Source organism: Photobacterium aquimaris, assembly GCF_002954455.1.
Lineage (GTDB): Bacteria > Pseudomonadota > Gammaproteobacteria > Enterobacterales > Vibrionaceae > Photobacterium > Photobacterium aquimaris.
On the sequence record NZ_MSCC01000001.1, the window covers coordinates 1918242 to 1931094 of the forward strand.

Annotated in this window: 12 protein-coding genes; 4 read left to right on the top strand and 8 right to left on the bottom strand. The window is 40.7% G+C overall.

Annotated features, from left to right (window positions below; all coding sequences use genetic code 11):
* Positions 1-79: 79 nt before the first annotated feature.
* The 3 genes from menH to BTN98_RS08405 are packed head-to-tail and all read right to left on the bottom strand — an operon-like array spanning position 80 to position 3940.
* Positions 80-892, bottom strand: coding sequence for a 2-succinyl-6-hydroxy-2,4-cyclohexadiene-1-carboxylate synthase (gene menH, locus BTN98_RS08395; RefSeq protein WP_060997294.1), 813 nt, complete (start codon positions 890-892; stop codon positions 80-82).
* Positions 876-2609 (bottom strand): 2-succinyl-5-enolpyruvyl-6-hydroxy-3-cyclohexene-1-carboxylic-acid synthase, encoded by a 1734-nt coding sequence (gene menD / locus BTN98_RS08400; RefSeq protein ID WP_412779388.1) that lies wholly within the window; start codon positions 2607-2609, stop codon positions 876-878. The genes menH and menD overlap by 17 nt, the downstream gene beginning before the upstream one ends.
* The gene (locus tag BTN98_RS08405) at positions 2606-3940 is read right to left on the bottom strand and encodes an isochorismate synthase (RefSeq protein ID WP_060997295.1); all 1335 of its coding nucleotides are present in this window, start codon (positions 3938-3940) and stop codon (positions 2606-2608) included. Before BTN98_RS08405 ends, menD begins: the two co-directional genes overlap by 4 nt.
* A gap of 401 nt (positions 3941-4341) precedes the next feature.
* Here BTN98_RS08405 and BTN98_RS08410 point away from each other — a divergent pair, with 401 nt between their 5' ends.
* The 3 genes from BTN98_RS08410 (at position 4342) to BTN98_RS08420 (ending at position 7655) form a co-directional block, all read left to right on the top strand.
* Positions 4342-5556, top strand: a complete 1215-nt coding sequence (locus BTN98_RS08410; RefSeq protein WP_060997296.1) for a pyridoxal phosphate-dependent aminotransferase — start codon at positions 4342-4344, stop codon at positions 5554-5556.
* A gap of 147 nt (positions 5557-5703) precedes the next feature.
* Positions 5704-6288: a 5'-deoxynucleotidase gene (yfbR, locus tag BTN98_RS08415; RefSeq protein WP_060997297.1), complete on the top strand. Its 585-nt coding sequence runs from the start codon at positions 5704-5706 to the stop codon at positions 6286-6288.
* The gene (locus tag BTN98_RS08420) at positions 6288-7655 is read left to right on the top strand and encodes an anti-phage deoxyguanosine triphosphatase (RefSeq protein WP_060997298.1); all 1368 of its coding nucleotides are present in this window, start codon (positions 6288-6290) and stop codon (positions 7653-7655) included. Before yfbR ends, BTN98_RS08420 begins: the two co-directional genes overlap by 1 nt.
* A 324-nt stretch (positions 7656-7979) precedes the next feature.
* On the opposite strand, the gene BTN98_RS08425 is transcribed toward BTN98_RS08420, so the two are convergent.
* The 3 genes from BTN98_RS08425 to BTN98_RS08435 form a co-directional block, all read right to left on the bottom strand.
* Entirely contained in the window at positions 7980-8510 is a 531-nt protein-coding gene (locus BTN98_RS08425; protein WP_060997299.1) for a GNAT family N-acetyltransferase, read from the bottom strand.
* A complete protein-coding gene (locus BTN98_RS08430) occupies positions 8507-8776 on the bottom strand; it encodes a type II toxin-antitoxin system TacA family antitoxin (protein ID WP_060997300.1) in 270 nt (89 codons plus the stop codon). The genes BTN98_RS08425 and BTN98_RS08430 overlap by 4 nt, the downstream gene beginning before the upstream one ends.
* Positions 8777-9283: 507 nt before the next feature.
* Positions 9284-9892, bottom strand: coding sequence for a tRNA-uridine aminocarboxypropyltransferase (locus BTN98_RS08435; protein ID WP_060997301.1), 609 nt, complete (start codon positions 9890-9892; stop codon positions 9284-9286).
* A gap of 10 nt (positions 9893-9902) precedes the next feature.
* Between BTN98_RS08435 and rrtA the strand changes: the two genes are divergently transcribed.
* Positions 9903-10463 (top strand): rhombosortase, encoded by a 561-nt coding sequence (gene rrtA / locus BTN98_RS08440; protein ID WP_065190099.1) that lies wholly within the window; start codon positions 9903-9905, stop codon positions 10461-10463.
* Positions 10464-10520: 57 nt separating this feature from the next.
* Here rrtA and BTN98_RS08445 read toward each other — a convergent pair whose 3' ends face one another.
* Positions 10521-10817: a ComEA family DNA-binding protein gene (locus BTN98_RS08445; RefSeq protein WP_087820931.1), complete on the bottom strand. Its 297-nt coding sequence runs from the start codon at positions 10815-10817 to the stop codon at positions 10521-10523.
* A gap of 135 nt (positions 10818-10952) precedes the next feature.
* Complete coding sequence (gene ppiD, locus BTN98_RS08450; RefSeq protein WP_060997302.1) at positions 10953-12845, bottom strand: peptidylprolyl isomerase; 1893 nt, start codon at positions 12843-12845, stop codon at positions 10953-10955.
* Positions 12846-12853: the final 8 nt, after the last annotated feature.

Sequence of the window (12853 nt, forward strand, 5' to 3'; positions counted from 1 at the left end):
CCTTTATATAATGCCAGAGACGTATTAACCAAACACTCTAGCCAAAAACAGAGTCGCTATTTGTTACATCACAGTATTATTAATCTATAAAGTTTAATAATGCCGTTGTAAAAGTAGTAGGTTGTTCAATATGAATATTATGACCTGCGTTTTCTATCATCGTGACTTCTAAGCCAGACGTCGACGCTAATTGACAAAACTTATCATCTCGCTCGCCACAAAGATAATGAATAGGAATAGCAAGCTGTTGTAATTGAGCTAATAACTGCGGTTGTTTAGCCAATGAGGTTGCTAACATCATTTGTGCAATACCAGAGCCTAAATTATCACTTCGTTCAACAACCAATGCTTGTCGCTGCTCGACGGTCAGTGAAGCAAAAACAGGTTGTTGATACCAATCGTGCAATACATCAACTAATGGCTGTTGGGCAAATCGTGCCGCCCAACGCTGATCATGTAAGTAACGCGGTTCACGGTCAGCAACCGCCAAACCGAAATGTCCACCTTCAAGTAACACTTTGATTAATCGTGGTGAGTCTGGTGATGATATGGAGTGAGTAGCTAATGCACACGCATGATACATTGCCAATCGAGCGCCCATTGAATAACCAACCAGTACGTAATCTTTAACGCCACGCTGGACCAATGTTGTTGTCAATGCTTGATGAACAGCCTCAAAACCACCATCAATCGCTTCTGTCGTCATATCTGTATTAACAAACGCACTTAGACCATGACCAGGTAAATCAATGGTAATACATTGGTAGGTTGTCGCAAGCTGGCCAATGACATAACGCCAATCACGCCCATTACCTAATAGACCATGCAGAAAAACCAATGTTGGTTGAGAGGCCTGCGTTTTAACGCCAAAGGTTTCAGAATAAAGTAGCATGCTTAACCTCATTAAATAACACCTTCAGCATCTCCCCAGCTTCACCTGCCGGGGTTTTTATTTCAACTAAAGTTGTTCCAACATGCTGCTGTCCTTCTCGAATCACGATTTCAGCCGCCATTAATGACGTCGGTGCACAATAATTTAAACCAAACATCGCTGCTGCATGGCTAAACTCAAACCCATGTGGCATGCGATAAAAATCATCTTTTTGTTGAGCAGGCACTGGCAGCATATCAAAAATACCACCACCATCATTATTGGTCACAATAATAACAATCGGGTATTGCTGTTGCTTTAATAATGCCAATGAATTGAGATCATAGAGTAACGAAGTATCACCAATCAAACACACTAACGGTGCTTTTCGCGCGCGTTGCACCCCCGCAGTAGTGGCAATTAAACCATCAATGCCTGATGCGCCACGGTTGGCAAATGTTGCTGTTAACGGTAATTGAGCGCACATATCTAATAAGCGTACAATCATGCTATTACCTAAAAACAGTTCAGTTTGAGGGCCAATCCATTGCATGACATTAGCGGCTAAACCCAATTCAGAAAACGGCGTACTGTGGGCAGCAACGATATCAAAATAGTGCTCAGACGCTGTCGCTAACGGTAATGCCCATTGTGTATGTGGTGATTCTGTAGTCATATCAATCGCAGCTTGCGCCCAGGCTTCAATATTAGCTTGAATACGTTGACTACGACGGTTATTGGGATCTAATCGACCCGCTAACGGATCAATCAATAAAAAAGATTGCCATGCATGCTGACCAATCAGCTGCAATAAACGTTTTGAAACTAATCGACCGCCAAACTGCAATAACACTTGTGCTTGCTGAAGATGGTCCTGACAAGCTGTATTTTGTAACCAACCATCAAAACCGGCATAGGCACTACTGCCACCCGCTTGAGGATCCACCAGCAATGGCCATCCTAACATTGTGGCTAATTGTCGCACCATATTGAGTTCATTTGCTGCCATTCGACCAGCAACAATCACCCCTTTTTGAGCGCACAATGATTGCCACTGAGAATGATCAATCGTGGCGGTTGTAGAGGCAAGTAACGCTTGGTGATCACAATAAGGACGTTGATCTTGCTGCCACTGTGCAACAGGTTTTAAATACTCACTAAAATCAACATCATCGCCATATAAAGGCTCTGGATAATGACAATTAAAGTGGACTGAACCACCGCGCAGTTGCTGTTGTTGCATCACATCATCAATCGCACACAATAACCAATTGGGTTCAATATCCAAACTTGGGCTTGGAATATCTAAAAAGTGGCTAACATGATTTGAAAAAATGCCATGCTGACGAATCGCTTGGTTGGCACCACATTGGATCAACTCAGCAGGACGATCAGAGGTTAATAACACTAATTTTTCGCCAGTTAAGCCAGTTTCGGCAACAGCAGGTAATAAATTGGCTACCGCTGTACCTGACGTCACAATCACGGCAACCGGAGCTTGCGATGCTTTGGCTAACCCTAACGCTAAAAAGCCTAAACCACGCTCATCAAAATGGGTATGAATTGTTAGTTGAGGTAATTTTGCTGCCGCCAAGGTTAATGGTGTTGAACGGGATCCAGGGGCAATACAAACATCTTGTACACCAAGCCTGACTAACTCTTCCAACATTAAACTTGCCCAGCAACCATTTAATGCCGCACGGTATGGCTGACTTGTTGTTAATGAAGGCTGCATCATGCGCTTTTATATCCCATATTATCCATAATATTATCTTCACCAGAACTTGGCTGTTCAAACAAACTGCATAAAGTTGATGTTTTACGATCAAGCTCTTTCCATTCACTGTCAGCCACAGATCCTGGCACAATGCCAGCACCAGCAAATAAATACAAATCATCACCACTGATCATTGCACTGCGGATCGCAACACAAAATTCACTGTGCTTTTGACCAATATAACCCACAGCACCACTATACCAACCCCGTGCAAACGGTTCGTGTTCAGAGATGAAATTTAAGGCTGCATCGCGAGGTAAACCAGCAATCGCCGCAGTTGGCTGCAAACTATCAAGTAAGTTAGCACTAAACACGGTATCGTTAAGTTGACCATCAATACTACGTTTTAAATGCTGCACTTTACGTAACTGAACCAATTCAGGCACAGGGGCAACATTCATTGATTCACATTGCGGCACTAAGCGTTCAACAATGTCATCTACCACTAAACGGTTTTCATAGCGGTTTTTGGTATCTGCCAATAACCACTGCGCTAATTGTTGATCTTCTTGAGCATCAACGCCACGACCAATCGTACCCGCCAATGCTTCAGTTTGTAGCACTCGATCATGGCGTTGAAATAGCCGTTCCGGTGTTGAACCGATAAAGCAATGCTCAGCATCTAAGGCCATCAAAAAATGAAAGCTGTTACTGTTACTGGCGCGACTTGCTTTTAGCAATTGGGCTGGTAGTACTGGATGATCAAGTTGTAATGTTGTTCGTCGAGCTAATACTACTTTTTCAAATTCATCATTAGCAATGCTCGCTAGCGCTTGATCAATCATGGTTGACCAACCCGCAAAATCTGGACTATAGCTACGACTTAAAATTCGACTGTTAATATCAGCGACCACTTCTGGGTTAGTGGCGATTTTATTCAGCATCGCTAACATGCGTGGCTTATCATCACTCATGTTTGCGGCAAGATGCCATTCACCATCAAAGCGAATGATTTCAAGTAATGGCAAAAAGAAAAAAGATGATAGGCAACGACGATTACGATCAGTATGGCCATCAAAAGAACGTCCACCCCATACGCGTTGATCATTACTAATGACCTTTTCTGCGGTTAATGGATCAGTAAACGTTTTGATCTGCCCTAACGCCACCACTTCTTCACGGCAATCACGAGACTGCCAATAAAATTTAGGAAATAACGGTTGTGCATCCATCCAATCAATTAAATCAGTGTTTGCTGGTAATTCTAGTTTTACTCGTAATCGTTGTGTTGTTATTGATGCTTGCTTAATTTTAGCAACCAATAATTCAACGGCTTGTTGTAACGCAGTCAAGATAACCTCGCTCAGCTAAATATCACCAATACGGCTCATCCCTGGCTGAAAGATAAAATATGCCAATCATGGACATACTCGATTCTTTGCTAAGAATAGTCATTATTTCAACGCTTACCTATTGAGAGGCAAATCATTGATTATCAGCAAAGAAGAATGATAGGTATATTCTACCTCACTCAATAGCATCTGACTAATGAAGTAACATCATTCCTTTTGGCTATATTCCAGCACAAATAGCTGAACCTTAACTGTGATTATAGTTAATACCGCAGTCGCAATGGGTTCGATATAACACAAAAAACTATTTTTCCAAATTTTGTGCTGAAAGGTGTTCCTTTAAACCAGTTTTATAGTGTAATTTGTGGGGATACCAAAAATTATCATCAGGAAAGTATTATATGCAAAATTTCGGGATGTCATCCAAGCTCAATAATGTTTGTTATGACATACGTGGTCCCGTTCTAAAGCATGCCAAGCGCATGGAAGAAGAAGGCCAAAAAATACTTAAACTTAATATTGGCAACCCAGCCCCGTTTGGGTTTGATGCCCCTGATGAAATTCTGGTTGATGTAATTCGTAACTTGCCAACATCGCAAGGTTACTGTGATTCAAAAGGCATTTACTCAGCACGTAAAGCCGTAGTCCAGCATTACCAAAAATGTGGCTTATTGGACATCGATGTTGAAGATGTGTTTATTGGTAATGGCGTGTCTGAGTTAATTGTGATGGCGATGCAAGCATTGCTTAATCATAAAGACGAAATCTTAGTGCCATCACCTGACTATCCATTATGGACTGCAGCGGTATCACTTTCAGGTGGAACTGCGGTGCATTATACCTGTGATGAGCAATCAGATTGGTACCCAGATCTAGACGATATTAAGAAAAAAATTGGGCCGCATACGCGTGGCATCGTACTGATCAACCCTAATAACCCAACGGGTGCAGTTTACAGTCGTGAATTTTTACTTGAAGTCGTTGAAATCGCTCGTCAACATAACTTGATCATTTTTGCCGATGAAATCTACGATAAAATTCTCTATGATGGTGCGAAACACACCTCGATTGCACCGCTAGCGCCAGATGTATTTTGCATTACTTTCAATGGCTTATCAAAATCATACCGCGTGTGTGGTTTCCGTGCTGGTTGGATGGTGTTATCAGGCGCAAAGTATAAAGCCAAAGGCTACATTGAAGGCCTAGAGATGCTATCTTCAATGCGTTTGTGTGCTAACGTGCCAATGCAACATGCTATTCAAACCGCACTCGGTGGTTATCAAAGTATCAATGAGTTAATTTTACCTGGCGGGCGTTTACTAGAACAACGCGATAAAGCCTATGATTTATTGACGCAAATTCCAGGGATTTCATGTGTGAAACCCAAGGGAGCGTTATATTTATTCCCTAAATTAGATCAGAAAAAATTCAATATTGTTGATGATCAGCGTTTTGCAATGGACTTCTTATTACAAGAAAAAGTACTCGTGGTTCATGGAACAGGCTTTAACTGGAAACAACCAGATCACTTCCGTATTGTAACGTTACCGCGTGTTGATGACCTAGAACAAGCAATGACTCGCCTTGAGCGCTTCCTGCATAGCTATCGCCAATAACGACCATTTGCTAACAACATAACATTAGCCTCGAATCTTCGAGGCTTTTATTTATCAGCTGTAATAGAAAACCAAGTAATTGCCCTATCATATCCATACACTTGGTATACTCAACCTATCAGTATTTCGCTATGAGGGAACACTCCCATGGAAAAAAGCCATTTTTTTGCTCACCTAGCACGGATGCGGTTAATTCAGCGTTGGCCATTAATGCGCTGCGTTGAGACAGAAAACATCTCAGAGCACAGCTTGCAAGTTGCGTTTGTTGCCCATGCACTGGCATTAATCAAAAATCGCAAGTTTGACGGTAATGTTAATCCTGAACGGATCGCGTTATTAGGCATGTTTCATGATGTCAGTGAAGTGATCACAGGCGATATGCCAACCCCAATAAAATACTTCAACCCCACCATTGCTGAAGAATATAAAAAGATCGAACTTGCTGCCGAGCAAAAGTTACTGTCGATGCTACCTGAAGAATTTCATGATGATTATGCGCCGCTACTTGATAGCCACAAGCTTGATCCAGAGCATGCAGCGATCGTCAAACAGGCTGATACCTTATGCGCTTATCTAAAATGCCTAGAGGAATTAAGTGCAGGTAATCATGAATTTACTAAAGCCAAAAAACGTCTAGAAGAAACCTTAGCAGCACGTAGAACACCAGAAATGGACTATTTTTTAGTCACTTTTGCTGATAGTTTTAATTTAACGTTAGATGAGATCAGCTAATGACTGCTTTTATTATTGACCCTTGTTGGCAACAGCGGCACAGCGATGAGCAGAAAATGCGCCGCAATGATCACCGTTCAGCTTATCAGCGTGATCGTGCCCGTATTCTACACTCAGCAGCCTTTCGACGCTTACAAGCAAAAACCCAAGTCCATGGCGCTGGTAACCATGATTTTTATCGTACTCGTTTAACTCACTCCCTTGAAGCCTCACAAATAGGCACTGGAATTGTGGCACAATTAAAATTAAAACAGCCTCAATTTCATTCGTTGCTATCCTCAACCAGCTTAATGGAAAGTATCTGCTTAGCGCACGATATTGGTCATCCTCCGTTTGGCCATGGTGGTGAAGTTGCATTAAATTACATGATGCGTAATCACGGTGGTTTTGAGGGTAATGCGCAAACATTCCGTATAGTCACCCTGTTAGAACCTTACACAGAACATTACGGTATGAACCTTTCACGACGTACTTTGTTAGGACTGCTCAAATACCCCGCCTTACTGAGTCAAACGACGGCCTCAGAGCGGCCAGATGACGTGATCAACTTTCGTCATCTAAAAGCCAAGCTGTGGCATCCAGCGAAAGGCATTTACGATGATGACCAAACTGTATTTGATTGGGTATTAGCGCCACTATCACACTATGATCGCCAGTTGTTTCAGCAAATGCGTAGCCATAGCCATCAACCGCAACAGCATCATAAAACCCGGTTTAAATCACTTGATTGTTCAATTATGGAACTGGCTGATGATATTGCTTACGGTGTCCATGATCTAGAAGATGCAATTGTGATGGGGATTGTTAACCGTGAACAATGGCAAGAAGCGGTGGCATCTAAAATCGCTGAGTGTGGTGATCCGTGGTTAGAACAACGTATTGGTGAGATCAGTGACCATATGTTTGCCAGCCATCACCAACGTAAAGATGCTATTGGTGCGCTAGTTAATGCCTTACTGACCTCAATTGAAATTGCACCAACGCTACAAGATGGCATCAACAGTTTTGAAGAGCCACTATTAAAATGGAATGCTTATCTCTCACCAGCGATGGAAAATACCCTTAACATACTCAAACAATTTGTTAGTGATTATGTGGTTAAAAAGCCAGAGTTTCAGTTATTAGAATATAAAGGCCAACAATTAATCATGGAGTTATTTGATGCATTTGCATCGGATCCTGAGCGATTATTACCAGAACCTACGCGTAAACATTGGCAACATGCAGTCGACAAAGGTGACAATGAAATGCGAATCATTGCTGATTATATTTCAAGTATGACCGATGGCTTTTCACAGCGGCTATACAACACCTTATTTCAACCATCGATTACGCTAGAAATAGGTAACGAAGGGCACGGGGTATAGAGGGTCGAGGGTCGAGGGTCGAGGGTCGAGGGTCGAGGGTCGAGGGTCGAGGGTCGAGGGTCGAGGGTCGAGGGTCGAGGGTCGAGGGTCGAGGGTCGGTATTCTCAATACCCTTAACTCATAGTCAAGTACCAAAAAGAGAGTGTGTGTCCAAAATTCTCGTCACTAGCCCCTGCTCTTCCTCGTAACTCGAAACCTCGTCTTTTGTGGATGATGTCGGTGGGGTTTAAAACTTGTCAGTTCAACGCTAGCTCTTATCGGTGCAACCAAATTACAACGGTTATCAGTCTAGATGCCAGCAAAACAAACCCACAATTAATATATCTAAGTAAATAACTGACCAACTGTTTTCATCGGAATGAACATTCTTACACGTCCATTAATTTCACAAAGAACCTCGAACCCATATTTTACGTAGAATGACTCAGCTTGTTCAGTTAAACAATCAACAACTATGGCATAGGCTCTCATGTGAGAGTTAATTTCCCAAAGATATTCAAGAGCTTTGATTAAGCTAACTTTACCTAGCCCACTTCCATGAAATTCTTTATGAACAGCAAGTTGAGCTAAAAGGAAAACAGGAACTGGATAACGCGGTAATTTTTTAGCCATCGCTTGTGGTAACGTATCACGGTTAATTGAACTTGGCGCAATACTATAAAATGAACAAATTGGATATTTTTGATTTGGTAATGGCACTGAAGCAGGCAAAACCATTGTACGGCTAATACCTGCTTGCATATGTTTAGCAGCTTGAGTTTGGATAAAATCATTTAACTCTTTTTCCCCACAGTCAAATGATGTTCTATCGTGCTGTGATTTATCCAATTCTTTGAAAGTTTTGGAATAACTCACTTAAAATCACCACTTTTAGTAAATGCAGCAGCTTCAAGTAATGCTTGATTCGGAGCTTTAGCCTCTTCACAAGCTGCCATGAATTGATCAAATACATTTGCTTCGACAGTAATGCTTTCATGTTTAGAAATTACCTGAGTAGAATCTTCATCCATTAAACGAACAACATATTCAGTCAAGCTTTTTAAACCAAGTAAAGCTGATGCTTTCTCAGCCTTAGCTTTGATTTCTTCATCCAAACGAATATCAAGTCTTGCAGTAGCCATAAAACCTCCAATTGTACGGAGTAATTCCGTAATTAATCTGAGTATAGGATTTAAACAACGAAAATGCAATTTGTACGGAGATAATACGGATTTGATTTTTAACTTTGTGAGTATAACGACTGCCATAAATGGCGAAAAACACGGCCCTGTTTACTAACGATAAAGTTTAATGAAACAGGCTTTTTGAAACACACGAAAACCTAACAGATTTTCACGTTTAACGCTGATTAAGTGCGCAGATCAAAATTTGTGTATATAGAGGCTAAGACAAAACTTAAAAGAGCAGAAATAAGCGGCTCAGTATTTTGCGTTCCCTTTAGAAAAGCCAACTAATTTCAATGTAGACTTATTATTAATAAGTTATCAGAGAAAATTTCCAGTTAACTTTTGCATAAGATTTTGAAATTATAGTCTTATTGTGGTTTTTGATAAGTGATCTTTATCCAGAGAAATAGCTTCTGCTCTTCCTCGCCACTCGAAACCTCGTCCCTGCTCTTGCCTATTTACTCACAAATAATTCTTCTCAAACACCCCTTGCGGCATTTGCTTTATCTGAAAATCTATCATGTGATTAAAGGTAGTTAGCAAAGGCGTAAATTTATCAGTATCAGCTTCAAATGCAGACAAGGCTAAATACCCCGCCTCTACAGTTGATACACCCTGATCTTTAGGCGATTTACGAATGCGATAATTACCATTGTCAGCATTATCTAAATTCACTAACGGTAAATGGTGTAAGTTCGTGGCTAGCTGCCACATTTTATAGGCTTTTTTCCACGTACCATCTAATAAAATAACCGTTTGTATTCGTTGCTTATTTACTGTCGCTGCAACACTGGATATCGGCACAGAACCCTCACCAGGATAGACAACATACACATCTCGTTCAGGCTCTTCGAGTAAGCTGTTAAGCTCATCATGTTCAGAAAAATCTTCTCCCACCCAAAGTCGGCTATTTGGTAGAGAAAGTGATAAGATTCTTGCTGTACCTATTGCACGTTTAATTTCTGATGGATGCTGTAAAATCCAAATTTCTGTTGTTGCTGTGATGTTTTCGATCCAGTGGCAAATACAGGCTTTTTTTGCCTTACCACAGTATTCACAATACCGACTCATTGAGGTTGCCTTGTCTATTCGCAATTACATTATTATCGCATTAATTATAGGAATTATTGCTCAAATCCCACTACTACAACCACTGTTAGTATGGGATCGCCAAGCTATACTTAATGGCGAGATATGGCGGATCCTAACAGGAAATATTACCCATACCAATTGGATTCACCTTGCTATGAATGCAAGTGCATTTGTTATTATTAGCTTTATTTTTCGAGCTCATTTTACAGCTCATCGTTATAATCTATTAATTCTCGCGCTGAGCTCTATTATCGGGCTAGGGCTATTTGCGACTCAGATTAGCTGGTATGCCGGATTTTCAGGTGTATTACACGGATTATTTGCTTGGGGCGCAGTACGAGACATTCAAACCAAAACCAAAGGCGGATGGTTATTACTGCTCGGTTTAATCATAAAAATAACCTCGGAGCAATGCTTTGGTGGCTCTGCCAGTTCAGCAGAATTGATTGGTGTACAAGTAGCAACACAAGCCCACTTAATTGGTGCTATTTCAGGGGTTATTATGGCGTTTTTCATACCGAAAAATAGCCTCATACCGATACAAAAATAATAAAAGTGACGACAGTTTCACATCTGTCGTCATCGTTAACATCGCTTTACTGATAACCTACAACTTAATTCGGTTACGGTTTTTATCAACCGTTGACATACCAATACCCTTCACTTTTGCAAGCTCATCAGCAGCAGCAAATTTTCCATACTTAATACGATATTGAATAATATTTTCGGCTTTATCTGGTCCTATCCCTACCAATAATTTATCAAGCTGTTCTGCATTTGCATCATTAATATTAACAATAATATCCAAGCCTTTATGTTGATCTGGATTAGCATAACTTAACGGTGCTAATACTAATGTGCCAGCAACAACCATAGCTTTAAATAGCTGATATTTTATAGTCATCTTCATTCCTTTGTATGTTGAAAGAGCAGAAATGATATGCAACAAAACACCAACATAGGTAGTGATCAACAAGATTTAAAGGCAAAAAAAAGACGAGCTGCACAGACAGCTCGTCTTTTTACATTACAGTTTCAATTAATCTTTCGATGAGTCTTGCATTGGGTAGCTAATCTTTGCTGAATCACGCAACGTTTTTAATGTTGCAGCAAGATCTTCTTGAGCAAACATCTGCTCAATTTGCTGTTCAAATTGACTATTTACTTTATCACCAGCCAACTTCATATTGACAACTTTATCCAGCGCAATGATTTCAACATTACCGTTGTTATCACGTGCCATACCATAAGTCGCTTTACCAGCGGTTGGTTTAGGTAGACTAAATGCAACATTTGAAATGTTTGCATTTGGACCAGAACGATTAATCGTTTGTTCGCTAGAGAAGCTTAAGCCATCTTTAGCAACGATGTCATTTTTGCCTTTTTGTAAATCAGCAATAATTTCATCTGCTTTAGCTTGTGCTTGTTGCTCACCTTTTTGACTTGCAACCATCGCATTCACTTTTGCTGCAACATCTTTAAATGGCAACACAGCTTGAGCACGAGCATCATCAACACGTACCACAATCACATGCTCAGGACCTAACTCAATTACATCTGAGTTCATACCATCATCATGTACTTCAGGGCTTTGTAGTGTCTCTTGAACTTGTTTATTAGCTAACACACCTTTTTCTGCAGCTGGTGTGATGTAATCTGTGTGAACAATTTTTGCCTTCACAGCTTCAGCAGCGGCATCTAATGAATCAGGTGATTCAAACGCAACTTCTGCAAGTTTACTTTTTAGCTTATAGAACTCGTCAGCTGATTGCTGTTGTTGTAATTCAGCAACAATTTGTGCTTTTACATCAGCAAATGGCTTCACTTTTCCAGGTTTAATACCATCAAGTAAAATAATGTGGTAACCAAATGAAGACTTCACAAGGCCAGACATATCACCCGGTTTAGCAAGAGCAAATGCTTCTTTTTCAAACGCAGGATCCATTGTACCTTTAGTGAACCATTCTAATTTACCGCCATCTTTAGCACTGAATGTATCATCAGATGATTGCTTAGCAACTTCAGCAAAATTAGCACCATTTTGTAGCTTCGAAAGTAACGCTTCTGCTTTGGCTTTTGCTGCAGCTGTATCGCCAGTCACTAAAATATGGCTAACTTCACGCTCTTCTGCAGTACTGAACTTAGTTTGGTTATCTTTGTAGTACGTTTCAGCAGCTTGCTCAGAGATCTTGATATCTTTAGTTAAGCCTTTACCTGATAGTTCAATATAAGATACTTTGATTTGAGCAGGTCGAGTGAACAAGTTCGGATTTTGATCGTAAAAATCTTGCGCTTCTTGCTCTGTCACTTTTACTTTCTTAGTAAAGTCAGCAAGGTTTAGCGTTAATGTACGAACAACACGTTGTTGTGACTCGAGTTTACGCAACTCATCAGCTTCATCACTCAATACAAAATCACTGCCTTGTAATGCTGATAAGAACTGCTGACGTAACATATCTTTACGGATCGTTTCTGCAAATTGATCAGGTGTAAAGCCAGCACGACGTAATGCCATGTTGTATTGCTCGTTATTAAATACGCCATCAACAGCAAACGCAGGCATCGCTAGAATTTCTTGCTTAACTTGTGCATCACTGACACTAAGACCAAGTTTATCTGCACGCTGTTGAATAAGTTCATCATTGACCATACGATCTAATACACTTTGACGGAATTGCTTCACATAAGCAGGATCGCTCATCAAAGTTGAAAAGTAATCGCCCATACGCTGTTGCATACGGTTACGTTCATTTTGGTAAACTTGCTCAAACTGACGTTGGCTAATCTCTTTACCGTTAATCTTTGCTGCAACTTGCTCATTACCACTCGCCAGATAACTGCCGACACCAGCAAATACAAAAGATAAAATAATTAGGCTTAGAATAATCTTAACCCAGATGCTGTTAGCGCCTTCGCGCAATCGCTCCATCATAATCTGCC